The organism is Desulfovibrio sp. (assembly GCF_009712225.1).
Lineage (GTDB): Bacteria > Desulfobacterota > Desulfovibrionia > Desulfovibrionales > Desulfovibrionaceae > Desulfovibrio.
The window spans coordinates 18265-42657 of record NZ_WASP01000010.1 but is presented as its reverse complement, the minus strand read 5'-3'; the positions used below and the strand labels follow the sequence as shown (position 1 = coordinate 42657).

Here is a 24393-nt window from a genome sequence, read left to right as displayed (position 1 = left end):
GGTTTGAGCTAGTCCTCTGCACACGGTCGGGGGGGTTAACCCCCCCCCGGCGGAAGTTTATATTACCTGGTTTCGCGATGCACAGTGTGCTTCTTATCCCAGGGACAATATTTTTTCATTTCCAGCCGACCGGTAGTGTTTTTCTTGTTCTTCCGGGTGCTGTAGTTGCGACGCTTGCACTCGGTGCAGGCCAGAATGATATTGATACGCATATGCTACTCGATGATTTCGGTCACCACGCCGGAACCAACGGTGCGGCCACCTTCACGAATGGCGAAACGCAGACCGGATTCCATAGCGATGGGGTTGATGAGCTCAACGATGAACTGGGAGTTATCGCCAGGCATAACCATTTCAACGCCTTCGGGCAGGTTGATGATGCCGGTGATGTCCGTGGTACGGAAGTAGAACTGAGGACGGTAGCCAGAGAAGAACGGGGTGTGACGACCGCCTTCTTCCTTGGAGAGAACGTACACTTCAGCCTTAAACTTCTTGTGGGGCGTGATGCTCTTGGGAGCGGCAAGAACCTGGCCGCGTTCCACGTCGTCACGCTTGGTGCCACGAAGCAGGGCGCCAATGTTGTCGCCAGCCTGACCCTGGTCAAGCAGCTTGCGGAACATTTCAACGCCGGTGCAGGTGGTCTTGACGGTGGGCTTGATGCCCACGATTTCCACTTCTTCGCCAACCTTGATGATACCGCGTTCCACACGACCGGTAACAACAGTACCACGGCCGGAGATGGAGAACACGTCTTCGATGGGCATCAGGAAGGGCTTGTCGATGTCGCGTTCCGGTTCGGGGATGAAGTCGTCGCAAGCCTGCAGCAGGTCAAGAATGCACTTGGCCTCGGGCGCGTCGGGGCTATCGCATTCCAGAGCCTTAAGGGCGGAACCGCGGATAACCGGAACTTCGTCGCCGGGGAAGTCGTAGCTGGAAAGCAGTTCGCGAACTTCGAGTTCCACGAGTTCCAGCAGTTCTTCGTCGTCAACCAGATCGCACTTGTTCAGGAACACCACGAGCTGGGGCACACCGACCTGACGGGCAAGCAGAATGTGCTCACGGGTCTGGGGCATGGGACCGTCGGTGGCGGCGACCACGATGATACCGCCGTCCATCTGGGCAGCGCCGGTGATCATGTTCTTGATGTAGTCGGCGTGGCCGGGGCAGTCAACGTGGGCATAGTGACGGCTAGCGGTTTCGTATTCCACGTGTGCGGTGGAAATGGTGATGCCGCGTTCCTTTTCTTCGGGGGCCTTGTCGATTTCGTCATACGAAATGAACTTGCCCGAGCCCTTCAGGCCGGCGATCTTGGTGATGGCGGCGGTAAGGGTGGTCTTGCCATGGTCGATGTGGCCGATGGTGCCGATGTTTACATGGGGCTTTTTGCGTTCAAATTTTTCCTTGCCCATTGTACGTCTCCCTGGAGAAAAAAATGTTTGCGTTTTACCTGCGTTACTAAATTCTATTTTGAATTTGTATTGAGCTGTAACGCCTGCTCCTCGCGTAACGGCTGCGGCAGTGGGAAGTTCCGTTGGGCGGCCCGCTATCCGCATTCAGTCCCTGGACACCAGGGAACGTGCATTGGCGGACAAGGTGACTGAGGGGGAGGCGGAATCAGGCAGGATTTTGGAGCGGGAAACGGGATTCGAACCCGCAACCCTCAGCTTGGAAGGCTGATGCTCTAGCCGTTGAGCTATTCCCGCACGCTACCGTAGTTCCCCGACAGGCTTCCTGTCTCCTACAGCCAAGGCAGTTTATTCAAACCAGCCACCAACCGTCCAGTATTTGGCGACGGAAAAGTGGTGGTGGAGGGGGGTGGATTTGAACCACCGAAGTCTTACGACGACAGATTTACAGTCTGTTCCCTTTGGCCACTCGGGAACCCCTCCACTCGTGCCGCAAAGTCGGATAGTCCGATCTTCGTTCAGCTTCTTGTGGAGCTGGCGATGGGACTCGAACCCGCAACCTGCTGATTACAAATCAGCTGCTCTGCCAGTTGAGCTACGCCAGCGGCAACACAGCTTATTAGCGACTTTCATTTTGCTTGGCAAGCAAAATTTTCGCTTTGGCTCAATTTTTTTCAAATTATGGTGAGCCGTGCTGCTTTTTACCGTTTTTCGCGCTATCAGCGCGGAAACGATTTGGCCTTATAGCCCTTTTCGAGCCAATGTGCAACGGTCTAATTGGGCAATGTCCCGTTTATTTTCAATTTTTTTGAAAATACCGCTTGCTGCGAGCAGATCGTGCACGGCTTTTCCTTGAGCGGCGCCGTGTTCAAGCAGTACCCATCCACCGTTCTTAAGGGCATGGGCGGCTGCATTGATAACAGCCGCAAGGTGCAGAAGCCCGTTGTTTTCAGAAAACAGGGCGCTGTGGGGTTCGTTGTGCAGCACTTCATCCATAACCATATGGCGTTCGGCCTCGGCAATGTAGGGTGGGTTGCTCACAACCAACTGTAATGATTCTGCCTTGAGCGGCGCACGCTGCATGTCAGCGCGTAGAATTGTCGCCCGGTCCTGCACGCCCAGTAGTCGTGCATTTGTGGCGGCAACCCCGGCGGCGTGAGGGCAGAGATCCATGAGCAGCCCTTTCCAGTTTGGGCTTTCCGCCAGCAGTGTAAGGCCAATGCATCCCGTACCCGTGCCAAGGTCGGCAAAGTGCAGGGGGGTCTGCGGCAGCAGCTCAATGGCCGTGTCTACCAGCAGTTCTGTTTCTGGTCGGGGAATAAGCGTATGGCGGGTAACTGAAAAGTCACGACCATAAAATTCCTTGCGGCCAACGATCTGTGCCAGCGGCTGGCCAGTGCTGCGCTGTGCAACCAGTGCATGCAGCCGCTCCAGTGCATCCGCTTCGATCTCGCGTCCGGCCTCAAGAATACAGAAAAGGCGGGCAGAGCCAGCAGTATCGTCCCCCAATACTTCACGCGCCAGCACTTCTGCGCAAAGGCGGGGGCTGTCTACCCCCGCCTTTGTCAGTTGCGCAGTTGCTTCATCTATATATTGTTTGAGACGCACAGATCTCAGGCTCCGGCTTCAGCAGGTCTTTTGCTGGTTTTGCCGCCTGCCGGCTTGGCCTTGGCGGCGGCACCGGCGGGTTCTTCCACCTTGCTTTTGCCCTTGCCGCCGGTTTTGCCAGCTGCAGAGTTGCCTCGTCCTCCCTTGGTTTCAAAAACCAGAGGCAGCAGCTCGTCATAGTGGTGCACCAGGTGCACGGTGATGCGCTTGAGCAGTTCCTTGGGCACATCTTCAAGATCTTTGACATTCTGGTGCGGAATGGCCACATGCTTGAGGCCGCGGGCCACACCAGCCAGAATCTTTTCCTTGATGCCGCCAACGGGCAGCACCCGACCCTGCAGGGTTATTTCGCCGGTCATGCACAGATCGGCGCGAACACTACGCCCGCTGAGCGCGGAAATAAGCGCGGTAGTCAGCGTAACACCAGCAGAGGGGCCGTCCTTGGGGGTAGCCCCCGCAGGCACATGCACGTGCAGGTCGTACTTGGTCACAAAGTCGTGCTCCACACCCAGGTCATCCGCACGGCTGCGAATGTAGCTCAGGGCCGCCTGCGCGCTTTCCTTCATCACGTCACCAAGTTGTCCGGTAAGGGTAAGGCCGCCCTTGCCCTTCATAACTGTAGCTTCGACTGTAAGCACCTCGCCGCCAGCAGGGGTCCAGGCCAGGCCCAGAGCCATGCCGGGCATAAGCTTCTTTTCCTTCTCGTCTTCAATAAAGCGCGGAGCGCCCAGCAGTTTTTCCACATCGGCCACGTCTACCGTGAAGGGGGGCTTTTTACCCTCGGCCTTACGGCGGGCCAACTTGCGGCAAATGGACGACAGCTCGCGTTCAAGGTTACGCAGGCCAGCCTCGCGGGTGTATTCCTTGATGACCTTTTCAAGTGCTGCTTCGGTCAGCTCCACATCCTTGAGGGCAAGTCCATTGTCTGCAATCTTTTTGGGCAGCAGGTGAACACGGGCAATCTGGGCCTTTTCCTGCATGGTGTAACCGGGCAGCGAAATGACTTCCATACGGTCGCGCAGGGCGGCCGGGATGGTTTCCAGATGGTTGGCCGTGCACAGAAACATAACCTTTGAAAGGTCAAAGGGTACATTCAGGTAGTGGTCGCTGAAGGTGTTGTTCTGTTCCGGGTCGAGCACTTCCAGCAGGGCCGACGAAGGGTCACCCCTGAAATCGGCACCCAGCTTGTCCACTTCATCAAGTACAATCACAGGATTGCGAGTGCCAGCCTGCTTGAGCGCCTGAATGATGCGCCCGGGCATGGCCCCGATATAGGTGCGACGATGGCCGCGAATTTCTGCCTCGTCGTGCATGCCACCCAGCGAAAGCCGCTGGAACTTGCGGCCCAGCGCCCGCGCGATTGAACGGCCCAGCGAGGTTTTACCTACGCCAGGAGGGCCAGCAAAGCAAAGGATGGGGCCTTTGGACTGCGGGTTAAGCTTGCGCACGCTCAGGAATTCAAGGATACGGTCCTTGATTTTTTCCAGCCCGCAGTGGTCTTCGTCCAGAATTTCCTTGGCGTTGACGATGTCGAGTCTGTCACGCGAGAGCTTCTTCCACGGCAGTTCCACCAGCCAGTCAAGGTAGGTGCGTACAACGTTGGCCTCGGAAGAATCGGCGTGCATGCTCGAAAGGCGGCGCAGCTGCTTGTCGGCTTCCTTGCGCACGTCTTTGGGCAGCCCGGCCTTATCGAGGGCCAGCTTGAGATTTTCCAGTTCCTGCTCGCCGTCTTCATCCTTGTCGCCCAGCTCGCTGCGAATGGCCTTGAGCTGTTCGCGCAGAAAATAATCTTTCTGTGCCTTGTCCATGCCTTCGCGGGCCGAACTCTGGATGCGCGCCTGCACGGTGGCAACTTCCACCTCGCGCTGCAACTGGGTATTGACCAGCATGAGGCGGTCGATGGGATTTTCCGCTTCCAGGATGCGCTGGGCATCGGCGGTTTTCATGCGCATATTGGCGGCGATGAGGTCGGCCAGTCGGCCTGGGTCATCCACGCCCTGCAAAACGGAGAGTACGTCGGGCGACGAAAGACCGCGCAGGGTCAGCACCTTTTCACTCTGCTCACGCACAGAGCGCAGCAGCGCTTCCACCGTGGCGTCCACCACGGGGATCTGCTCGGGCAGGGTTTCTATGCGCGCCTCAAGGAAAGGCTCAACCTGCCGGTAGCCGGTTACGCGGGCGCGGCTGACGCCCTGCACAAGAATCTTTACCCGCGAATCGGGCATTTTGAGCATGCGCATGACCTGCACCACCGTGCCCACTTCATAGAGGTCTTCGGGCTTGGGATCTTCGGTGGATTCTTCCTTTTGCGCACACACCAGAAGGTGCCGGCCTGTCTTGAGGGCTGCGTCCACCGCCTGAACGGATTTGTCGCGCCCGATAAACAGCGGCAGAATCATGTAGTTGAAAATCACCACATCGCGCACGGGCAGTACGGGCAGAGTATCGGGGATACTCTGCGCGGCCGTGTTGAGGCCACCTTCATGCTCCAGCGCTTCGGCAGCGCTCAGCTCGGTTTTGCCCTGTTCCGCGTCGATGGCAGGTTCTGCCTCAGCGGGTTCACCCTGGTGCAGCAAAATATCTTTTTCATTGATGTCAGCCATATATATTCTCCCCGACTGCTTTCGATTCAAATGCGTTGCGATTGCGTTATGCTGTAGCAGTCTCCATCCGTAACGATGACATGATCCAGAAAGCGCAGCCCCATGCGGGGTGCCAGTCTTTGCAGTTCTTCTGTGAGCAGGCGGTCTTCCTGCGAGGGCGCGGGATTGCCGCCGGGATGGTTGTGCACCAGAATGATACCGCTGGCTTTACGCAGCAGGGCCGCTTCAAGTACGTCCCGCGGATATATTGCAACTTCTGCAATGCCGCCCCTGCGCAAACGTTCCCAGGCCATCAGGCGGTTACGCCTGTCTACCAGTGCAAGCCAGCATTCCTCGTGCGGATTTGTTCCCAGCCGGGCCTGCGCCATGCGGGCCACGGCCTCTGGCGTTGCCAGAACCTCACGCTGGCGCACTTCCGAAGCAGCATAGCGCGCCCTTGTTTCGCCCAGAACCCGCCACAAGGCTACCAATCCCTGTCCAAAACCGGGAACTTCAAGCAGTTCCTCCGGCCTTGCGTCCAGTGCGCCCTTTATACTGCCGAACCGCTGCAGCAGTTCCTTGGCCAGCGGCTTGGTGTCCTTGCGGGTCAGGCCATAACCAAGCAGCAGCTCCAGTACTTCATAATCTGCCACTGCCGTGGGTTCGATTTCAAGTCTCTGCCGCAGCCGCTCACGGTGCCCCAGGCATGTGGGCGGGGTGGAAGTTGGCTTTGCTGTCATAAGTTAAGCAGTCTTGATGGTTGCGCAAGGGGCAGGGCCGACTAAAGGCGGGCCATACCCGTAAACCCTTTGTGGTGCACTGATCCAAGCAAAAATGGACATCAGCTGTGGCATAGCGTCTGCTGACGTCTCAGCATGGTATGCACGAAATGACCTTTGGCAAGACCGCTGCTGCAAACTGACGCTGTGAGTCTGGCGTTTGCTGCGGGCCGCGCTATGTTGCAGTCGCAGATGAGACTGCCAGATCAAGAGGCTGGTTCAGAAAACGTTTCAGGCGCGGGTGCGGCCTGTTGCAAAAAGATCGGTCATGCGGGCCGCAAGGTAGTCGAGGCTTTGCCCGGGCGAGCGGCGACCACTCTTCACCTGTAATTCCGCATCCATGATCGTAGACATGCACTCGGCCAGCACTGCCGGACCAAGGCGGGTGGCCAGCTGCTTTTTAAAGGCCGCCTCGTTGGGGTGTACCCGCACCTTTTCGCCCGCCCACAACTGCCAGAGCAGTCGCAGTTCGCGGGCCAGGAGGGCCAGCAGTGAAAACAACAGGCTGTCGCCATCCTGACTGCGCGAAAGTTCCTTCCACACAGCGCTGAGGTTGCCCGCCTCCATGTGACGGATGCAGTCGAAAACATTGCATTCCGGGTTCCATGAGGCTGTGGCGGTCATGGCCAGGGTGATGTTGCCCGATTCCGGGGTTTGCGGGTTCTCGTGAGCAACATCCTGCGCGGCATTGCGCAGCAGTTGCAGCTTGTGCAGTTCGTTTTCAATGGCCTGTGCATCTGGCGGCACCGATGCACAAAACTGTTCCAGGGCATCCTGCTCAAAACGCAGACCAAGCTCGTGCGAGCGTTGCAGCACGTGCTTTTTCACGGCCCTTTCGTTCAGGCCGTCCTGCCGCCAGATCCAGCCTTGCTGGTCGGCAAAGGCCATGCAGCGCAGCTTGGCAATGTGGGCCGGAATCTTCGGCTGGCCCTTGTCCCACGCCACTTCCATACAGAAAAACGGCCAGCACTGCTCAGAGGGGCGGGCCAGAGCGTGCGAAACCTTCTTCCACACAGCGGCGGGCCACAGGTTTGCCTGCCGAACTACCAGCACGCGGGGCGCGCCAAAAAGACCCTGCAGGGTGAGCTGCTCCCAAAAGCGGGGCGAGGGTTCCTCGTCGCCCCAGTACACGTGGCGTTCCCACTGGCCTGATACGGGCGGGAATGAAGAAAGAAGCTGCTCCATGCGCGCGCGCAGCAACTGCCCGTCTGGGCAAACGAGAAAGGTAAAACCGGGATGTGCCGCGCTCATGTGATTCCGTGGTGCTGAAGATTGCTGAAAATGCTGAAAAATCGTCCAGTACGGCTATGGCGCTGAAACCTCAACGCTGCGAAAAGCCAGGCGGGCTGCAACCTGTTGCATGGTACCCTGTTGATTTTCGTACTTTTTGCCAGCCAGAACAGCCAACGAAAATTATTATAAGTACAAAAGGCATAGCGGGGAAGGGGTAACAGAAAGAAGGGGCGTTTTTTCATCTGCGAAAAAACGCCCCTTCGTCATTATAAAGACAGCGGTGGCTGTATTATTTTGTGGTGGCCCTAGTTGGCAACAATATTCACCAGCTTGCCGGGAACCACAACCACCTTGCGCACCGTAAGACCATCAATGTGGCGCTGCACAGAGGAATCGGCCAGGGCGGCCTGTTCCATGGCGGCCTTGTCGGCCGCGGCGGGAATCTGCACCGTACCGCGCAGCTTGCCGTTGACCTGCAGGGCCACGGTAAGCATGTCCTGCACGGTAGCGGTTTCGTCCCACGCGGGTATCAGCTCGTTTGCAAGAGCCGTGTTGTGCCCCAGACGCTGCCACAGTTCTTCGCAAACATGGGGTGTGATGGGCGAAAGCAGGGTGAGTACAGAAGCCATGGCCGAGGAGAACACTCGGCGTTCGCCCTCACTGTCGCCCAGCTTTTCGCGCGAAAGATACATGGCGTTGACCAGTTCCATCACTGCGGCAATGGCCGTGTTGAACTGGAAGCGGTCGCCCATGTCTTCGCCGCACTTTTTGACAGTAAGGTGTTCACGACGGCGCAGGTCGCGTGTTTCATCGGTCTGGGCGTCGTCTGCCGTTGCCTGGCAGGCCTTGAGGGGCAGCAAGCGTTCTTTTTCGTCATCAAACAGGCGCCACACGCGACCAATGAAGCGCGAAGCACCTTCAATGCCCGAGTCTGACCAGTCAAAGTCTCGTTCTGCTGGCGCGGCAAACAGGCAGAAAAGGCGCACGGTATCCGCGCCGTATTTGTCGATCATGTCCGAGGGGGCAACCACGTTACCCTTGGATTTGGACATTTTGCTGCCGTCTTTGAGCACCATGCCCTGAGTGAGCAGGTTGGCGAAAGGCTCATCAAGCCCAGCGGGGAAGAAGCCCATATCACGCAGCACCTTGGTGAAAAAGCGCGAGTACAAAAGGTGCAGAATGGCGTGTTCAACACCGCCGATGTACTGATCCACAGGCAGCCAGTACTTGAGGGCATCGGCATCAAAGGGGGCCTCGGTATTGCGGGCGCTGGTGTAGCGGGCGAAATACCACGAGGATTCCACAAAGGTATCCATTGTATCCATTTCGCGCTGGGCAGCGCCGCCGCACTTGGGGCAGACACAGCTGGCGAATTCGGGCGTTTCCGGGAGGGGAGAGCGACCGTCTTCGCGAATCTTTACATCCATGGGCAGCAGCACGGGCAGGTTTTCTTCTTTTTCAGGCACCACGCCGCACTTGTCGCAATAAATGACGGGAATGGGCGCGCCCCAGTAACGCTGGCGCGAGATGTTCCAGTCGCGCAGGCGGAACTGCGTGGTGGCCTTGCCCTTGTTCTCTTTTTCCAGAGCCTGGGCCACCGCGGCCTTGCCTTCTTCGTTGGCGGTGCCGTCAAAGGAGCCTGAGTTAACCATGAAGCCCTCGGCGGTGTAGGCCTCGGTCATGGTTTCGGGGTTGATCTGCTCGTCCTTGGGGCTGATGACCACGCGGATGGGCAGGTCGTACTTGCGGGCAAATTCAAAGTCGCGCTGGTCATGCGCGGGTACGCCCATGACAGCGCCTGTGCCGTAATCGGCAAGGACAAAGTTGCCCAGCCACAGCGGCACGCGCTGCCCGGTAAAGGGATGCAGGGCGTACGCGCCGGTAAAGATACCTTCTTTCTCCAGCGAATCAGACTGCCGGTCGATGCGGTCCATGTTGCGGATGCGTTCCACAAATGCACGCACTTCATCAGCTTTTTCATACCCTTCGATGAGCTTTTCCACCATGGGATGCTCAGGGGCGAGAGTCATGAAGGTAACGCCAAAGAGCGTGTCGGGGCGCGTGGTGAACACGTCGATACCCTTGACTCCCTCGGCCAGCAGGGCGGCATTTTCAATGCCAAAGGTGATGGCGGCACCGGTGGATTTGCCAATCCAGTTGCGCTGCATGGCGATAACGCGATCGGGCCAGCCCCCCTCGAGGGTTTGCAGGTCTTGCAGCAGCTCGTCGCCGTAGGCCGTGATCTTGAGGAACCACTGGGTCAGGTCCTTCTGCACCACGCGGCTGTCGCAACGCCAGCACAGGCCGTCGATGACCTGTTCGTTGGCGAGCACCGTGTGACACGAGGGGCACCAGTTTTGCGCGGCCTTTTTGCGGTACACAAGGCCTTTTTCAAGCAGGCGCAAAAAGAACATCTGCTCCCAACGGTAATATTCCGGGCGGCAGGTGGCGATTTCGCGATCCCAGTCATAGGAATAACCCAGACGTTTGAGCTGGGCGCGCATGTTGTCGATATTGGCGTAGGTCCACTTGGCCGGGTGGGTGTTGTTTTTGATGGCCGCGTTTTCAGCGGGCAGACCAAAGGCATCCCAACCCATGGGATGCAACACGTTAAAGCCCAGCATGCGCTTGCTGCGCGCCACCACGTCGCCAATGGCATAGTTGCGCACATGGCCCATATGGATGTTGCCCGAAGGATAGGGGAACATCTCTAGCACGTAGTACTTGGGCTTGTCGCTTTTGTCGGTACAGGCGAATGCGTTTTCGGCCTGCCAGCGGGCCTGCCATTTTTCTTCGATAGCTTGCGGATTATAGCGTTCGTGCGTCATGGGGCTTTACCGGTTTACTCGGATATGGTGGAAGAATCGGCGGCGGGGCGTGTAATCCCCCCGGTATCCAAAGCTTTGGCCACGGCATCAAGAATGCCGTTGATAAAGCTTTTGGCATTGCCTTCGCCAAACTGACGGCTGAGTTCCAGCGCCTCGTTGATGGCAACCTTGGCGGGAACATCGTTGCGGAACATGATTTCGTACACCGCCAGCCGCAGCAGGGTCAGCTCTACGCGGCCCATGCGGTCAACGCGCCAGTTGCGCGAAAATGTGGTGATGGATGCATCAAGTTCGTCGCTTTTGCTCCACACGCCTTCCACCAGTTCCCAGGCAAAGCCAGAGGGATAGGCGGGCGGTTCCTGATCCTGCCAGCGGGCAAGATAGTCGGGAGAAACGCGAAAAAAGCGCCGCAGATCGTCGATATCACGCGCAGGCGTAAAGGAAAGGCCGTACAGAACCTGAAAGGCCAGTTCTCGTTCGCCCCTGCGGGTGGCTGATTTGGCTTTTGCCATGGATTACAACTGCTCCATAACGCGGATGGTTTCCAGCATGGCAGCGGCCGCTTCCACGCCCTTGTTGCCGCCCTTGGAACCGGCGCGCTCAATGGCTTGTTCAATGGTATCACAGGTCAGCAGGCCAAAACCAATGGGCACGCCAGAGTGCATCATGGCCTGGGCGATGCCCTTGCTGGCTTCGGCGCACACATAGTCAAAGTGGGGGGTGCCGCCGCGAATAACAGCGCCAAGAGCCAGCACGCCGTCGTATTTGCCGGAATTGACAAGCTTCTGGCAGACCAGCGGCATTTCAAAGGCACCGGGAATGCGCACCAGAGTGATGTTGGCGGTGTCGAGGCCGTGACGTTCCAGATAATCCTGCGCGCCGCCCACAAGGCGGTCCACAATAAAATCGTTGAAACGGGTGGCCACAATGGCAATTTTCAGCCCTTTGGCGTCCAGCTGTCCAGCGATAGTGGTGACAGTGCTCATGACTACTCCTTGGCGCGGCGGCGAACTGCCCGCGCGCAAACGCGTTTTATAGTAATTTTTCGGTAATGGGAAATTATTGTCAGATAAAGCCGTTGCGCAGCAGCATCTCGCGGCTCAGGCCACCGGCCTGGGCAGCAGCACCCGTGCTTTTACCTGCCGCGCCACCGTCAGGAACCCAGGCTCCCAGCAGGCTGCGCACATATTTGCCGATGAGGTCGGTTTCCATATTCACCAGCGTGCCCGGTCGCCAGTTGCGCATGGTGGTGCGTTTTTGCGTATCGGGAATGATGTTGACCTCAAGAAAATCTGGCCCGCAGGCGTTGATGGTCAGGCTTATGCCGTCAAGAGCCACCGAGCCCTTGGCAATTACCTCGACTCCGTATTCCCTGGGAAAGGCAAGACGGCAGCACAGCGACTGGCCAGCGCCCGTAACACTGCGCACCGTGGCAAGGCAATCCACATGCCCGCTCACAAGGTGCCCGCCAAGGCGGTCGCCCATGGCCAGCGCCCGCTCCATATTGACCATGTCGCCGCCCTTTAGCTTGCCAAGGGTGGTGCGCGAAAGGGTCTCTGCCGAGGCATAGGCCGTAAACACGCCCTCACTGTGGCTTTCAACCGACAGGCAGGCGCCGTTTACGGCAATGGATTCGCCATCCACAATAGAAGGCAGGTCGAACAGGGGCCGCAGGGTAAACCTGCGTTCCGTGCCGCTGTCGCGCAGGGCGAGTATCTCGCCCTGTCCCTGGATTATGCCGGTGAACATGCCTTCAGCCTACGCTTTGGCGGCGTCCAGCGGCCGCAGGTGAATGTGTACGTCGTTGCCGCACAGGTGCGTGTTGCTCACGCGCATGCTCAGGGCTTCTTCAAGGCTCAGGGGTGCACGGCCAGAGAACAGCGGCAGGGCGTCTTCGTCGCCCAGAATCATGGGTGCGAGGTGCAGGCGAAAATCGTCCACAAGGCCCGCTTCAAGCAGGCTCAGGGCCAAATGGCCGCCGCCTTCGCAAAGCAGGTAGGGGCAGTGCAGCTCTTCCCACACCGCGCGCAGCAAACCGGGAAAATCAGGCCCGCCGTGCATGCCGGGGCCAAGAGCCAGAACCCGCACGCCAATATCGCGCAGGGCCTTGGCCGTGGTTGAGGCCGCCGCCGCCGGGGAAACCATGAACACGGTCTGCTCCGGACGGTCTTTGAGCAGGTGAAAATCAGCGTCGGGCTGGGGCAGGCGCGAGGTAAGCACGCAGGCCAGAGGCTGCGGGCCTGCATTTTCGCCGCGCACGGTGAGCTGCGGGTTATCGGCCCGGAAGGTGCCGCCGCCCACAAGAATGGCGCCGCCGCACATGCCGATGCCCGCGCGCAGTTCCTGAACCTCGCTGCGCGATTGTTCGCAGCTGATCCACTTGGACTGCCCCTTGCGGGTGGCAATGCGGCCATCAAGCGTGGCGGCCATCTTGAGCATTACATAGGGACGCTTGTGCTGCTGCCAGACCAGAAAGTCGGCCACAAGATCACGGCATTCCTGTTCGCACACGCCTTCAATAACCTCAACGCCGCTGGCACGCAGCTGGCAAGCGCCGCCGCAGGCCTGGGGATTGGGGTCGGCAAGGCCCACTACAACCTTCCTGATGCCAGCGGCCCGCACCGCATCGGTGCAGGGGGGCGTTTTGCCCTGATGGCAGCACGGTTCAAGGGTAACCACCAGCGTGCATTCCGCCGGGTTAACGCCACGGGCTGCAGCGTCCTTGATGCAGTCCACTTCCGCATGGTCCTGCCCTGCGGCATGGTGCCAGCCACGCGCAACAATCTGGTCGTCACGCACCAGCACCGCCCCCACCGTTGGGTTGGGGCAGGCATGCCACCGGCCCTTTTCTGCAAGGGCAATGGCTTCACGCATAAAGGGAACATAATCCATTTCAGACATGGCTGCCTTCTCCGGCTTGGGCACTGATGACAGGCGGTGTAAAATCCAGTTTTTCCATTGTTACGCCGGCTTCCTTGAGCATCTGTTCCGCAAGTTCGTCGGGGTAATATTCTGCATAATAAATATGGCGGATACCGCAGTTGATAAGCATTTTGCTGCACAGCACGCACGGGTGTGTGGTGCAGTAAATTTCTGCGCCGCTGATATTGATGCCGTGCACGGCAGCCTGAATGATGACATTCTGTTCTGCGTGCAATCCTCGGCATATTTCGTGCCTTTGGCCCGATGGAATGCCCAGCTGTGTGCGCAGGCAGCCCACCTCAAGACAGTGCGGAACCCCCGCCGGAGCACCATTGTACCCCGTGGCAAGAATCCGCTTGTCTTTCACCGCCACAGCACCCACCTTGCGCCGCGTGCACGTAGATCGCCCGCTTACAAGGTACGTAATGTTCATAAAATATTCCGGCCACGGCATTCGCTGCATATAGCACCCACCAAAAGATTCACTGCACTATACAGGCGGCTTGGGAAATTGCCAAGTTGCCGTGTCGGGCCATTTTGCCGTGATACCGGTCAGGCTGCGCTTGCGCGCCACCCAGATTATCGCACCTGCCGCGCAAGGCAAAGCCCCTGTTTTTCTCAAAACCGGGGCTTTGTCAAAAAAGTGCAGCTTTTCCTGTGCCGGTTCCCTGAGATTTATCAGGGTAGGGCACAGGAAAAGCTGCCCGAATGTCTGCCCGTTAGCAGGCAAATAGCGGGAACTGGCGGGCAAATTCCTCAACGTTCTTGCTTATCTTGGCCAAGGCTGCTTCGTCGTTGCGCTTTTCGATGGCTTCAGCAATAAACGCGCCCACGGTGCGCATGTCGTCTTCCTTCATGCCGCGTGTGGTAAGGGCAGCCGTGCCGAGGCGCACGCCCGAAGTAACAAAGGGCGAACGGGTTTCAAAGGGAACCGTGTTCTTGTTGACGGTGATGCCCGCCAGGTCAAGAGCGTGTTCCGCATCCTTGCCCGTGATGTCCTTGTTGGTCAGGTCAACCAGCATAAGATGGTTGTCCGTACCGCCGGAAACCAGTTCGTAACCGGCATCCATCAGGAACTTGGCAAGCACTGCGGCGTTGGTGACAACGCGCTGCTGGTAGCTCTTGAAAGCGGGGCGCAGGGCTTCACCAAAGGCAACAGCCTTGGCGGCGATAACGTGCATGAGCGGGCCGCCCTGAATACCGGGGAAAATCTGGCTGTTCAGGGTTTTGCCCATGTCTTCGGTAGAAAGGATCATGCCGCCACGGGGGCCGCGCAGGGTTTTGTGCGTGGTCGTGGTGGTGATGTGGGCATAAGAAAGCGGGCTCTGGTGCAAACCGGCGGCCACAAGGCCGGCGATATGGGCCATGTCCACCACCAGCTTGGCGCCAACTTCGTCGGCGATCTCGCGGAAGCGGGCAAAGTCGATGGCGCGGGGGTAGGCGCTGGCACCGGCCACGATGGCGTTGGGTTTGTGCTCGCGAGCGAGAGAGGCCACTTCGTCATAGTCGATGCGGCCCGTTTCGCGCTGCACACCGTACGAAACGATGTTGAACAGGCGGCCAGAGAAGTTCACCGGGCTGCCGTGGGTGAGATGCCCGCCGTGCGAAAGATTCATGCCCAGAATGGTGTCGCCGGGCTTCATGAAGGCAAGGTAGGCGGCCATGTTGGCCTGCGAACCGGAGTGCGGCTGCACGTTGGCATATTCGCAGTTAAAAAGCTGCTTGGCGCGGTCCTGCGCCAGGGTTTCGGCCAGGTCAACGTATTCGCAGCCGCCGTAATAGCGCTTGCCAGGGTAGCCTTCTGCATACTTGTGGGTAAGCACGCTGCCCTGAGCTTCGCGCACGGCGCGGGAAACAAAGTTTTCAGAAGCGATGAGCTCAAGCTTGCTCATCTGGCGGTCGGATTCAAGGGCGATGGCTCGCGCCAGTTCCGGGTCTTGCAGCAGGATTTCGTCCATGACGTCGCATCCTTTTGAAATGTTCTGCCCGCCACAACGGCGGGCAGAGGATTATCAAACAGGGGGGCAGAAACCGTTTGAAACTGTGCTGGTTACTGCTGCCACTTCTTGAAGATCACGCTTGCGTTGGTTCCGCCGAAGCCGAAGGAATTGCACATGGCGTATTCGCAGGCAATGTGCTTGGAACCATCGGCCATGTAGTCGAGGTCACACGCGGGATCAGGATTCTCAAGGTTGATGGTGCCAGGCAGCATTTCGTCGTGCAGGGCAAGGGCAGTGAACACGGACTCAATGCCGCCAGCAGCGCCAAGCAGGTGCCCGGTCATGGACTTGGTGGCCGAAATCTTGACCTTGCCGGCATGCGCGCCAAACACGGTTTTGATGGCCTTGGTTTCAGTGCTGTCGTTGAGGTTGGTGGACGTGGCGTGGGCATTGATGTGCCCGATAGCCGAAGCGTCGATGCCAGCCTCACGCAGGGCGTTTTGCATGGCGCGGGCCATGCCTGCGCCGTCGTCGCAGGGGGCAGTCATGTGGTAGGCGTCGCCAGAGGCGCCGTAGCCCACCATTTCTGCATAGATCTTTGCGCCGCGCGCCTGGGCCGATTCCAGCGTTTCAAGCAGCAGCAGGCCAGCACCTTCGCCAATGACAAAACCGTCACGCTTGGCGTCAAAGGGACGCGAAGCCCTGGCGGGCTCATCGTTGAACTGCGAAGAAAGCGCCTTGAGCGCGGTAAAGCCAGCCACGCCCAGAGGGGTGACAGTGGCTTCGACGCCGCCGGAAATAACGGCGGTGGCGCGTCCCAGAATCATTTCGCTGTAGGCGGTGCCAAGAGCGTGAATGGCCGAGGCGCAAGCTGTGGTCGTGACAATGTTCGGACCCTTGGCGCCGGTGAAGATGGATATCTGACCGGGACCCATGTTGGAAATAAGCATGGGAATCATGAAGGGCGAAATTTTGTGGGGGCCAGATTCCAGCAGCTTGCTGTGGTAGGTTTCGATGGTGTGCAGACCACCAAGACCAACACCAAGGATAACGCCGGTATCGTAGGCGTTTGCGTCGGTGATTTCGAACTTGGAGTCTTCAAGCAGCATCTTGGCCGATGCCACTGCAAACTGGGTGAAGCGGTCCATGCGCCGGGCCGACTTCATGGGCATGTAGTCTTCGGCGACGAAGTTTTTTACTTCACCAGCAATGCGGGAATCGTAGGCGGAAGCGTCAAACAGCGTGATGGGCGCGATGCCCGACTCGCCTGCGAGCAGTTTTTTCCAGGTGCTCTCAATATCATTGGCGAGGGGCGTCACGCCGCCTACGCCGGTGATTACTACGCGGGGACGGGTCATGCATGCTCCTTTGAGGCGGGGGGCAGACCCCCCCGCGCGTCTATACTGCAAACAAGCCTATGTTACTGCTTGTTTTCGATGTAGCTGATGGCATCCTGAACTTTCAGGATCTTCTGGGCATCGTCGTCGGCGATTTCGATGTCGAATTCTTCTTCCATGGCCATGATCAGTTCGGTCAGGTCAAGGGAGTCGGCGCCGAGGTCTTCAACGAAGGAAGCTTCGGGCTTCACTTCTTCGGCGCTCACGCCGAGCTGGTCGATGATGATCTTTTTAACTTTTTCTGTAACGTCAGACATGGTATCCTCCAGATAAATTAGTGGTCTGCTTAACCCCGGCCCTAACCGGGTGTCTTCCGTAGGTAATGCCTAGCAGTACATGCCGCCGTTCACTCCCAGCACCTGCCCGGTGATGTAGCCAGCTCTCTCCGAGGCAAGAAATGCCACGGCTTCGGCCACATCTTCGGCGCTGCCCATGCGCTTGAGCGGAATGCTATCGGTATAGCTTGCGCGCACTTCGTCATTGAGCGTTGCGGTCATGTCCGTTTCGATAAAACCCGGGGTTACGGCGTTGACCGTAATCTGGCGGGCGGCCAGTTCTTTGGCGCAGGACTTGGTGAGCCCCAGCAGAGCGGCCTTGGCCGAAGCATAGTTGGCCTGCCCGGCGTTGCCCATCTGTCCCACCACGGAAGAAATATTGATGATGCGGCCCTTGCGGGTCTTGCTCATTATTTTGGCAGCTTCGCGCGTGCAGACAAACGCGCCACGAAGGTTGACGGCAATAACCCGGTCGAAGTCCTCGTCCTTCATGCGAACAAGAAATCCGTCCTTGGTGATGCCGGCATTGTTCACAAGCACGGCAAGGTCAACCTTGTCCTTGATCTGCGATGCAAAAAAGTCGGCCACAGCTTCGCTGTTGCTCACGTCGAGGGCAAAGGCAACAGCCTTGCCGCCCTGGGCACATATATCGGCCGCTACTTTTTCTGCTTCTTCGGGTTTGCTGACGTAGGTGAGAATAACCTGAAAGCCGTCACGGGCAAGGATCTGGGCTATGGCCCGGCCAATGCCGCGCGAACCGCCGGTAACCAGGGCCGTGGGCACTCCGGCTGCGAGGATGGATTGCGCTGTGCTCATGCTCATTTCGCCTTTGTCTAAGTCATATGAATAAAGGGGTTTGGCCGTATGCGCGGAAAGCGCCCTGCTGCGCGTGTTGGGCAGCAACACTGCCCGCACACGGCTTAGCCCGACTGATTATCAGTATACATGGCACTACGCAGCGCGGCAATCCCGCTGACGCATTGCCTCAAAAGCGTAACAAAGCCGCACCCCAGGTGAGGCCCGCACCAAATGCTGTCATAAGCACGCGGCTGCCGGGGCGGATGCGCCCTTCGGCCCGCGCCTCGGCCAGTGCCAGAGGAATGGAGGCAGAGGAGGTATTGCCGTACTTTTCAACGTTGGTGAACACGCGTTCGCCAGTCATGTCAAGGCGGCTGCCAACAGCCTCGATGATACGCATGTTTGCCTGATGCGGAACCAGCAGGTCCACATCTGCACCTGTAAGGCCGTTACGCGCAAGCACTTCTTCGCACACGTGCACCATGTTGCGCACGGCGTGTTTGTAGGTTTCGCGGCCCTGCATGGTGATAAAGAAATCTTCCGCCACCGGTTCGCCCAGCCCGTAACGGCTGCGCGTGCCGCCGCCAACCACGATAAGATCGCGCTGCACGCCGTCGCTGTGGCAAACCACATCTTCAATGCGGGCCATGCCGTCGGTGGGCGCGTTGCTCACGATGCAGGCGGTCGCCGCATCGCCAAAGAGCACGCAGGTGGAGCGGTCTGCCCAGTTGACGCGGCGCGTAAGCGCCTCGGTGCAGACAAAAAGAATTTTGGCTTGAGGGTCCTGAGCCAGCAGGGCGCGGCAGATGGAAAGCCCGTAAAGAAAACCGGAACAGGCCGCGCTGATATCAAAGGCCATCACCTTGCCTGCGCCCAGCTGCCCGGCAATGATGCAGGCAACGGAAGGCGAGAGCACGTCGGGCGTGCAGGTGGCCCCAACCACATGGGTTAGTTCGGTCGCATCCACGCCAGCTTCGGCCAGGGCCTTGCGAGCGGCCCGCAATCCGAGGTCAGAGGCGTTGTCGGCATCGTCCAGCCTGTGGCGCTGTTTAATGCCGGTGCGGGTAACAATCCATTCGTCGTTGGTGTCTACCACCTTGGCAAGATCGTTGTTGGTCAGCACCGTTTCCGGCACATAGGCGCTCAAGGCAAGCAGATGACAAGATGGATTCATAGAAATACCGTGTGGTTAGATAGCGCGGGAGAAACGTGTCAGTTCCTCATTGGCAAGAATCGTTTCGCCCAAGCGGCTGTTGGTACCCTTGCGAACAAAGGTTCCGCTCATCTTGATGGCGTTTGTCATGGCCTTGGCGCTTGAACGCCCGTGGCAGACAATGGCCAGGCCCTGAAGGCCCAGCAGGGGGGCACCGCCGTATTCGGCATAGTCGATGGTGCGGGCAAAGCGTTTAAAGGCGTTTTTGGCCAGCATGCCGCCGATGGCGGGCAATATGCCGGACGTAAACACCTTTTTGAGCATGCGCACCAGAGAAGTGGCCAGCCCTTCGCTCATTTTCACGACCACGTTGCCCACAAAGCCATCGCAGACAACCACGTCGATATTGCCAATAAAGATGTCGCGGCCTTCGGCATTGCCTGCAAAGTTGAGGTTTTGGGCCATTTTCAGCAGGTCATAGGCTTCCTTGACCTGGCTGTTGCCCTTGCCCTCTTCTTCGCCAATGCTGAGAATGCTCACACGCGGAGAGGCATAGCCCAGAAGGTCACGGGCAAAAGCATCACCCATGAGACCAAACTGGAACAGGTGGTAGGGGCGGCAATCCACGTTTGCTCCCACGTCCAGCACGACCACGGGGTTTTTTTCCGTGGGCAGCAGGGTGGCGAGAGCAGGGCGCTCCACCCCGGGCAAGCGGCCCATGATGAACATGCCGCAAGCCACCGTAGCGCCGGAGTGTCCGGCGCTGACAACGGCATCCGCCGCGCCATCCTTGACCTGACGGCAGGCCACTTGGATGGACGCGTTTTTCTTGCGGCGCAGAATGTCCGAGGGCTTTTCGTTCATATGCACCACATCATCGGCATGAACTATGTCGAAATGCACGTCGGTAAGGTCGAGCTTTTCAAGCTCGGCTTCCAGCTTGGGGGTATCACCCACAAGCTGGACATGCAGATCATAAAGCCTTGCAGCTTCAATAGCTCCCGGCACGACCACAGCGGGACCAAAGTCCCCGCCCATGGCGTCCACGGCAATGATGGGGCGCTCGTTCATTATTCGTTTTCGCTTTTGGCGATCACCTGGCGGCCCTTGTAGGTACCGCAGTTGGGGCACACGCTGTGCGGAACGGTGGGTTCGCCGCAGGAGCAGTAGATAACGGCAGGCACGGCCACGCGATCATGGGAACGGCGCATGCCCTTGCGGGAACGGGATTTCTTATTTTGCTGAACGGCCATGGTAGTCTCCTTTTCCTGTCTTGCGGAATGTTTGTGCGGGTTTGGCGGCTTGGCGCACTACCCCGCCCGCAAGACACAGCAGATTAGTAAAAAAAATTGTGATTGTCTAGTTTTTGTGCAGAGTGAGGCCGCGCAATGCCGCCATGCGGGGGTCGCCTTCCTCTTCTGTGCAGGCGCACATACCTTCATTAAGATTAACCCCGCACCCGGCGCACAGGCCCTTGCAGTCATTGCGGCAAAGGGGGGTTACCGGCAGGGCCAGCATGAGTTCTTCCCAGCAGATGGCGGCAAGATCAAGCATGGGCGAATTGCGTTCAAACACAATGCGTCCGTCGGTGCTGTCTTCCATTTCGCCAGCGGCAACGATGTCGTCGTTTTCGGCTTCGTCGTCGCTCATGCCGGGCATGCTTTCAAAGTCTTCAAAGCGCGCTGCAATGGCGGCAACAGAATCTTCCGCGCAGCGGCTGCAGGGCAGAACAACTTCACCCTCAAGCGTGCCGCGCACAAGCCAGCCGCCGTCCATGGGCAAAACCAGAATGCGCGCGCACAGGGGTTTGCTCACGCGGAAATCCAGACGGAATTCTTCCATGGGCTCCTGCCAGATGGCAGCTTCGTCCAGGGTAAATTCCTTGCCCTCTGGGGGAAGATCGTTGAGAGAAATGCGATAGTTCTGCATGTGGTACCTCGAAAGTCGGACTTCATACCTTCACTGGTTAATCATGTCAATACATATTGTCGTGCGGCCTATCAAGCCCATTAGCGGCGCAGAGCAAACGCGTGGCTGCGGCAATAATTTTGTCGTTTTCCGTCGAGGGCAGCTTTGACCCCGTGAGGTAGACTGTCACAACAAGCGGATTTTCCTTTTTTTCTGCCCTGTCAGATGGCAGCAGCAGGCCCGTGTCATTGGCAGTGCCGTTTTCGCCGCTGCCGGTTTTGTGTGCCACCTGCCAGCCCGAGGGTGCGCCAGCGGGAATGCGGTCAGCCCCGGTGGCGCAGTCGAGCATCCAGTTTACCAGCTGCTTTCGGGCGGGCGCGGGCAGCAGCTGGCCGCAAAGCAGGCCCTGCAGGGTGCTGCTCATGGCCAGGGGCGTGGTGGTGTCGCGCTCGTCGCCTGCAATGGCAGAGTTAAGTTCTACCTCCCAGCGGTCAAGGCGAAATGTTGCGTCGCCGAGGCTGCGGGCAAAGGCGGTGAGCCCTTGCGGGCCGTCTAGCTGCGCCAGCACGAGGTTTGCGGCGGTATTGTCGCTGTGCTGCAGCATGGCCGCGCACAGTTCGGCCACGGTCAGGCCGTCTTCAAGGTGCTTTTCTGTAATTGGCGACCATGGCTGGATGTCGCCCCGGGTATAGTGGATGCGCTGGTTCAGTATCTGCGGTTTGTCGCGCAGAATGGCCGCGGCAGCCATAGTCTTGAAGGTGCTGCACATGGGAAAGCGTTCGTCGCCCCGGTAGCCCAGAATTTTACCGCCCGCGGCCTGTCGTGCCGCCACCCCAAGCCTGCCGCCGCTTGCAGCTTCCAGCCTGGCAAGCCCGTTTTGCAGGGCTTCATTTTGTATAGGGGCAGCGCCAGAGGCAGGTGCCAGCGGTTCGAGCAGTACACTCAGCGGCAGGGCGCACAGAGCCGCCAGAACATGGCGGCGCGAACAGCTGAATATGGCGGTAGTGTTACGCATACGCATCCTTAAATATGGACAGAACCGGCAAGCAGGGCGACGCGTTTTGCATTAGCGGCTGCTGAGCAGCAGCGCGGCGGCCAGCGCCACAAAAACGCAGCCAGCCACGCGCTGCATGATGACCTGCCCGCGCTGCGACCGGTTGAACCACACAGCCAGCCGTCCGCCCAGAGCGGCCACGGTCCAGAAAACCACGATGGTTGCCAGCATGAACAGCACGCCCAGTATCAGCACCTGCACGGCCACACTGCCCCGCGATGGATCGCAGAACTGGGGCAAGAAGGCCAGAAAAAAGAGCGAAACCTTGGGGTTGGTGACATTCATCACTATACCCCGCCGGTAGAGCGTCATGTAGCCGGGAAAGGCCGCACCAGTGGTGGCACCCTCGGCTTGGGCAATTTTTTCGGTGGAGGCCCCGGCGCGAAAAGAAAGCCATGCCAGCCACAGCAGGTAGCCCGCCCCCACGGTTTTAAGCAGCGTAAATGCCAGTGCAGAGGTCTGAAAAATGGCGGCCACGCCCAGTGCCACAGCTGCCGTATGCACGCACAGGCCGGTCACCAGACCCATAGTGGTCACCACGCCAGCACCCACGCCAAAAAGGGCAGACTGGGTGAGCACAAAAATATTGTCAGGTCCCGGCGCAATGCCAAGCAGCAGAGCGGCAACAAAAAAGGCCATCATCGCATCAGGGGTCAGCATTACACCATATCTCCAGAAAGCAGAAATTGCAGTTTGTGGGTTCGTGCCTGCGATTTAACGGCCTTTTCAAGCCGCAGTGCCTGGCTTTTGCTGTCGCAGGTTCGGCTGCCAATCAGCCGCACGGGGCGCCTTCCGCGTGTATAACGCGCGCCGCCGGGGTTCTGCCCGTTGTGCTGACCAAGACGGCGATCAAGGTTGGTGGTGACCCCGCAGTACAGTGTGCCATCGGCACACTCCAGCAGATACACCAGCCATGTGGCTGTGTCTGCTGTGGTGCAGCTGGCGGCGGCTACTGCTTCAGGCGCAGGGTTGGGAGCAGAATCATGCTCAGAGTCGTGCGCGGAATCTGTGGCGGGTTCGTTCATGAGGGTGTCTGGTTAGTGAAAGGCTCCTGAAATCCAGGCAGTCAAAAAGAAGGACACGGCCCAGTTGCCCGCCCGCCATACCCACGGGTTGGGTACGCGGCCCGCGCTGAACTGCCGCAAATCACGCACAACGCCTACAACTGCGCCAATGGTGTGGAAAAAAACAAAACCCAGGCCCGCAAAAAAGCCAAACTGGGCCAGGCAGACCATAAACAGGGCAAAGGTCACGCAGGGGGGCAGGCAGCCAAACTGGTCCTGACCGCCGCCTGTCCACACGCGGCCAAAATTGAAGCCGCCCAAGTTGCCAGACTGGCCAAAACTGCCACGATAAAAAAATCTGCCCCGAAAGCGCTGCTGCCCATCATGTGAATCATGGGCGCCACCGCCAAACAGGTTCGAGGCGTCAAGCGGCGAATTGCCGTTCCAGGCAGAATCCGCGCGCCTTTCCCGGCGTTCATCTTCGTTGCCGTGCACAATTTCCGCATCAACCACGCGGGCGTTGTTTTTGTCGGCAGAGCTTTCGGGCAGCGCCGGAGTGTTGTTGGGGTCAGAATTATCGGAATGGTCATGCCTTGGTGGGGGAACAGCCATGCAAATCTCCTCGCGGGCGCAGAAAAAAGGCTTGTACAGGCCCATCGCCTGCCGTGTTTGTGCCTTCTGCCAGCACCCGCGTCAAGTGTCGGCTTGCCATCTGGCTCTGGTGGTACTACTGTCTGCCCGTGCCATACCGGAATCAAAACCGGAAGCAAAGGAGACGCCTTATGAAAAAAATGAGTTCTGCAATTCTGCTGGCTGCAATACTTGCCCTGAGCCTGGGCATGGCTGGCACGGTGCTGGCGGCCCCCGCCAAAACCGCAGATCAAACGCTGGATGAAGCCTGGACTGCGTATAATATCGGACAATATAATAAGGTTGTGCAGATGGTGCAGCCTCTGGCCAGCGAGGGCAACCCCCGCGCCCAGGTGCTGCTTGCCCGTTGCTACGAAAACGGCCTGGGTGTTCCCCAGGACATGGACACCGCCGCCAAGTGGTTTCGCATTGCTGCCGAGCAGAATTATCCCGAAGCCCAGGTGCAGCTGGCCTATCTGTACGAGCTGGGCGCTGGCGTGCCCAAGAATGAGGCCGCCGTGGCCGACCTGATGGGGCGCGCCGCCGCTGCTGGCAATGCCGAAGCCCAGTTCAACATTGCACTGTACTTCAGCCAGGGGCGCTATGGCTTTGCCAAGGATCCCGAGCAATCTTTTGTCTGGGCCAAGCGCTCTGCCGATCAGGGGTTTGCACAAGCCCAGCGGTATGTGGGCGCATGCTACGAATTTGGCGTGGGCGTGGGCACAAACCCCTCCGAGGCCGCCGTGTGGTATGGCAAGGCCGCTGCCCAGGGTCTGGAAAAGGAAGGCAGCGTGTTCAATACCGAACGCGTGTACACCATGCCTTAGATCCGTCTGTTTCTGGCCTGTTCAAGCCCCTGCCCATCGGCAGGGGCTT

General features: G+C 58.7%; 25 protein-coding genes and 3 tRNA genes. 1 reads left to right on the top strand and 27 read right to left on the bottom strand.

Features of this window, described 5'->3' with window-relative positions; all coding sequences use genetic code 11:
* Window positions 1–62 precede the first annotated feature (62 nt).
* The 27 genes from rpmG to F8N36_RS12460 form a co-directional block, all read right to left on the bottom strand.
* Window positions 63–212: a 50S ribosomal protein L33 gene (gene rpmG, locus F8N36_RS12590; protein ID WP_022658437.1), complete on the bottom strand. Its 150-nt coding sequence runs from the start codon at window positions 210–212 to the stop codon at window positions 63–65.
* A gap of 3 nt (window positions 213–215) precedes the next feature.
* The gene (gene tuf, locus F8N36_RS12585; RefSeq protein ID WP_291333166.1) at window positions 216–1409 is read right to left on the bottom strand and encodes an elongation factor Tu; all 1194 of its coding nucleotides are present in this window, start codon (window positions 1407–1409) and stop codon (window positions 216–218) included.
* A gap of 218 nt (window positions 1410–1627) precedes the next feature.
* Window positions 1628–1703 (bottom strand) — tRNA-Gly (locus F8N36_RS12580).
* 100 nt (window positions 1704–1803) lie between these two features.
* Window positions 1804–1889, bottom strand: a tRNA-Tyr gene (locus F8N36_RS12575).
* 46 nt (window positions 1890–1935) lie between these two features.
* A tRNA-Thr gene (locus F8N36_RS12570) sits at window positions 1936–2011 on the bottom strand.
* A 136-nt stretch (window positions 2012–2147) separates the two neighbouring features.
* Complete coding sequence (gene prmC, locus F8N36_RS12565; protein WP_291333165.1) at window positions 2148–3014, bottom strand: peptide chain release factor N(5)-glutamine methyltransferase; 867 nt, start codon at window positions 3012–3014, stop codon at window positions 2148–2150.
* 5 nt (window positions 3015–3019) lie between these two features.
* Entirely contained in the window at window positions 3020–5524 is a 2505-nt protein-coding gene (gene lon, locus F8N36_RS12560; protein WP_366247054.1) for an endopeptidase La, read from the bottom strand.
* 119 nt (window positions 5525–5643) lie between these two features.
* Window positions 5644–6336, bottom strand: coding sequence for a DNA repair protein RadC (gene radC / locus F8N36_RS12555; protein WP_291333163.1), 693 nt, complete (start codon window positions 6334–6336; stop codon window positions 5644–5646).
* Window positions 6337–6606: 270 nt separating this feature from the next.
* Complete coding sequence (locus F8N36_RS12550) at window positions 6607–7626, bottom strand: DNA polymerase III subunit delta (RefSeq protein ID WP_291333162.1); 1020 nt, start codon at window positions 7624–7626, stop codon at window positions 6607–6609.
* A gap of 287 nt (window positions 7627–7913) precedes the next feature.
* Window positions 7914–10436: a leucine--tRNA ligase gene (leuS, locus tag F8N36_RS12545; protein ID WP_291333161.1), complete on the bottom strand. Its 2523-nt coding sequence runs from the start codon at window positions 10434–10436 to the stop codon at window positions 7914–7916.
* 14 nt (window positions 10437–10450) lie between these two features.
* Complete coding sequence (gene nusB, locus F8N36_RS12540) at window positions 10451–10948, bottom strand: transcription antitermination factor NusB (RefSeq protein ID WP_291333160.1); 498 nt, start codon at window positions 10946–10948, stop codon at window positions 10451–10453.
* A gap of 3 nt (window positions 10949–10951) precedes the next feature.
* A complete protein-coding gene (gene ribE / locus F8N36_RS12535) occupies window positions 10952–11422 on the bottom strand; it encodes a 6,7-dimethyl-8-ribityllumazine synthase (protein WP_291333159.1) in 471 nt (156 codons plus the stop codon).
* A gap of 79 nt (window positions 11423–11501) precedes the next feature.
* On the bottom strand, window positions 11502–12185 hold the full coding sequence (locus tag F8N36_RS12530; protein WP_291333158.1) for a riboflavin synthase: 684 nt from the start codon (window positions 12183–12185) through the stop codon (window positions 11502–11504).
* Window positions 12186–12194: 9 nt separating this feature from the next.
* Window positions 12195–13337 carry a bifunctional diaminohydroxyphosphoribosylaminopyrimidine deaminase/5-amino-6-(5-phosphoribosylamino)uracil reductase RibD gene (gene ribD, locus F8N36_RS12525; RefSeq protein ID WP_291333157.1) on the bottom strand — a complete coding sequence of 381 codons (1143 nt, stop codon included), beginning with the start codon at window positions 13335–13337 and terminating at the stop codon, window positions 12195–12197.
* Entirely contained in the window at window positions 13330–13821 is a 492-nt protein-coding gene (locus F8N36_RS12520) for a cytidine/deoxycytidylate deaminase family protein (RefSeq protein WP_291333156.1), read from the bottom strand. Before F8N36_RS12520 ends, ribD begins: the two co-directional genes overlap by 8 nt.
* A 256-nt stretch (window positions 13822–14077) precedes the next feature.
* Entirely contained in the window at window positions 14078–15316 is a 1239-nt protein-coding gene (gene glyA, locus F8N36_RS12515) for a serine hydroxymethyltransferase (protein ID WP_291333155.1), read from the bottom strand.
* Window positions 15317–15408: 92 nt separating this feature from the next.
* Window positions 15409–16656, bottom strand: coding sequence for a beta-ketoacyl-ACP synthase II (fabF, locus tag F8N36_RS12510; RefSeq protein WP_291333154.1), 1248 nt, complete (start codon window positions 16654–16656; stop codon window positions 15409–15411).
* A gap of 62 nt (window positions 16657–16718) precedes the next feature.
* Window positions 16719–16952 (bottom strand): acyl carrier protein, encoded by a 234-nt coding sequence (gene acpP / locus F8N36_RS12505; protein WP_291333153.1) that lies wholly within the window; start codon window positions 16950–16952, stop codon window positions 16719–16721.
* A 69-nt stretch (window positions 16953–17021) separates the two neighbouring features.
* Entirely contained in the window at window positions 17022–17786 is a 765-nt protein-coding gene (fabG, locus tag F8N36_RS12500; protein ID WP_291333152.1) for a 3-oxoacyl-[acyl-carrier-protein] reductase, read from the bottom strand.
* A gap of 169 nt (window positions 17787–17955) precedes the next feature.
* The gene (locus F8N36_RS12495; RefSeq protein ID WP_291333151.1) at window positions 17956–18942 is read right to left on the bottom strand and encodes a beta-ketoacyl-ACP synthase III; all 987 of its coding nucleotides are present in this window, start codon (window positions 18940–18942) and stop codon (window positions 17956–17958) included.
* Between the two features lie 15 nt (window positions 18943–18957).
* The gene (gene plsX, locus F8N36_RS12490; RefSeq protein WP_291333150.1) at window positions 18958–19992 is read right to left on the bottom strand and encodes a phosphate acyltransferase PlsX; all 1035 of its coding nucleotides are present in this window, start codon (window positions 19990–19992) and stop codon (window positions 18958–18960) included.
* Window positions 19992–20174, bottom strand: a complete 183-nt coding sequence (gene rpmF, locus F8N36_RS12485) for a 50S ribosomal protein L32 (RefSeq protein ID WP_022658456.1) — start codon at window positions 20172–20174, stop codon at window positions 19992–19994. Before rpmF ends, plsX begins: the two co-directional genes overlap by 1 nt.
* Window positions 20175–20280: 106 nt before the next feature.
* The gene (locus F8N36_RS12480; protein WP_291333149.1) at window positions 20281–20850 is read right to left on the bottom strand and encodes a DUF177 domain-containing protein; all 570 of its coding nucleotides are present in this window, start codon (window positions 20848–20850) and stop codon (window positions 20281–20283) included.
* 46 nt (window positions 20851–20896) lie between these two features.
* Window positions 20897–21844, bottom strand: coding sequence for a class A beta-lactamase (gene bla, locus F8N36_RS12475; RefSeq protein WP_291333148.1), 948 nt, complete (start codon window positions 21842–21844; stop codon window positions 20897–20899).
* 51 nt (window positions 21845–21895) lie between these two features.
* Complete coding sequence (locus F8N36_RS12470; protein WP_291333147.1) at window positions 21896–22543, bottom strand: LysE family translocator; 648 nt, start codon at window positions 22541–22543, stop codon at window positions 21896–21898.
* On the bottom strand, window positions 22543–22908 hold the full coding sequence (locus F8N36_RS12465; RefSeq protein ID WP_366247050.1) for a GIY-YIG nuclease family protein: 366 nt from the start codon (window positions 22906–22908) through the stop codon (window positions 22543–22545). The genes F8N36_RS12470 and F8N36_RS12465 overlap by 1 nt, the downstream gene beginning before the upstream one ends.
* A gap of 12 nt (window positions 22909–22920) precedes the next feature.
* A complete protein-coding gene (locus F8N36_RS12460) occupies window positions 22921–23499 on the bottom strand; it encodes a hypothetical protein (protein ID WP_291333146.1) in 579 nt (192 codons plus the stop codon).
* A 170-nt stretch (window positions 23500–23669) separates the two neighbouring features.
* Between F8N36_RS12460 and F8N36_RS12455 the strand changes: the two genes are divergently transcribed.
* Window positions 23670–24344 (top strand): tetratricopeptide repeat protein, encoded by a 675-nt coding sequence (locus F8N36_RS12455; RefSeq protein WP_291333145.1) that lies wholly within the window; start codon window positions 23670–23672, stop codon window positions 24342–24344.
* The last annotated feature ends 49 nt before the right edge of the window (window positions 24345–24393 follow it).

What these genes read in the sequence shown, in the direction of transcription:
- rpmG (WP_022658437.1), bottom strand. Translation starts at nt 212, where the DNA reads ATGCGTATCAATATCATTCTGGCCTGCACCGAGTGCAAGCGTCGCAAC.
- tuf (WP_291333166.1), bottom strand. Translation starts at nt 1,409, where the DNA reads ATGGGCAAGGAAAAATTTGAACGCAAAAAGCCCCATGTAAACATCGGC.
- radC (WP_291333163.1), bottom strand. Translation starts at nt 6,336, where the DNA reads ATGACAGCAAAGCCAACTTCCACCCCGCCCACATGCCTGGGGCACCGT.
- F8N36_RS12550 (WP_291333162.1), bottom strand. Translation starts at nt 7,626, where the DNA reads ATGAGCGCGGCACATCCCGGTTTTACCTTTCTCGTTTGCCCAGACGGG.
- leuS (WP_291333161.1), bottom strand. Translation starts at nt 10,436, where the DNA reads ATGACGCACGAACGCTATAATCCGCAAGCTATCGAAGAAAAATGGCAG.
- nusB (WP_291333160.1), bottom strand. Translation starts at nt 10,948, where the DNA reads ATGGCAAAAGCCAAATCAGCCACCCGCAGGGGCGAACGAGAACTGGCC.
- ribE (WP_291333159.1), bottom strand. Translation starts at nt 11,422, where the DNA reads ATGAGCACTGTCACCACTATCGCTGGACAGCTGGACGCCAAAGGGCTG.
- F8N36_RS12530 (WP_291333158.1), bottom strand. Translation starts at nt 12,185, where the DNA reads ATGTTCACCGGCATAATCCAGGGACAGGGCGAGATACTCGCCCTGCGC.
- ribD (WP_291333157.1), bottom strand. Translation starts at nt 13,337, where the DNA reads ATGTCTGAAATGGATTATGTTCCCTTTATGCGTGAAGCCATTGCCCTT.
- F8N36_RS12520 (WP_291333156.1), bottom strand. Translation starts at nt 13,821, where the DNA reads ATGCAGCGAATGCCGTGGCCGGAATATTTTATGAACATTACGTACCTT.
- glyA (WP_291333155.1), bottom strand. Translation starts at nt 15,316, where the DNA reads ATGGACGAAATCCTGCTGCAAGACCCGGAACTGGCGCGAGCCATCGCC.
- fabF (WP_291333154.1), bottom strand. Translation starts at nt 16,656, where the DNA reads ATGACCCGTCCCCGCGTAGTAATCACCGGCGTAGGCGGCGTGACGCCC.
- acpP (WP_291333153.1), bottom strand. Translation starts at nt 16,952, where the DNA reads ATGTCTGACGTTACAGAAAAAGTTAAAAAGATCATCATCGACCAGCTC.
- fabG (WP_291333152.1), bottom strand. Translation starts at nt 17,786, where the DNA reads ATGAGCACAGCGCAATCCATCCTCGCAGCCGGAGTGCCCACGGCCCTG.
- F8N36_RS12495 (WP_291333151.1), bottom strand. Translation starts at nt 18,942, where the DNA reads ATGAATCCATCTTGTCATCTGCTTGCCTTGAGCGCCTATGTGCCGGAA.
- plsX (WP_291333150.1), bottom strand. Translation starts at nt 19,992, where the DNA reads ATGAACGAGCGCCCCATCATTGCCGTGGACGCCATGGGCGGGGACTTT.
- rpmF (WP_022658456.1), bottom strand. Translation starts at nt 20,174, where the DNA reads ATGGCCGTTCAGCAAAATAAGAAATCCCGTTCCCGCAAGGGCATGCGC.
- F8N36_RS12480 (WP_291333149.1), bottom strand. Translation starts at nt 20,850, where the DNA reads ATGCAGAACTATCGCATTTCTCTCAACGATCTTCCCCCAGAGGGCAAG.
- bla (WP_291333148.1), bottom strand. Translation starts at nt 21,844, where the DNA reads ATGCGTAACACTACCGCCATATTCAGCTGTTCGCGCCGCCATGTTCTG.
- F8N36_RS12470 (WP_291333147.1), bottom strand. Translation starts at nt 22,543, where the DNA reads ATGCTGACCCCTGATGCGATGATGGCCTTTTTTGTTGCCGCTCTGCTG.
- F8N36_RS12465 (WP_366247050.1), bottom strand. Translation starts at nt 22,908, where the DNA reads ATGAACGAACCCGCCACAGATTCCGCGCACGACTCTGAGCATGATTCT.
- F8N36_RS12460 (WP_291333146.1), bottom strand. Translation starts at nt 23,499, where the DNA reads ATGGCTGTTCCCCCACCAAGGCATGACCATTCCGATAATTCTGACCCC.
- F8N36_RS12455 (WP_291333145.1), top strand. Translation starts at nt 23,670, where the DNA reads ATGAAAAAAATGAGTTCTGCAATTCTGCTGGCTGCAATACTTGCCCTG.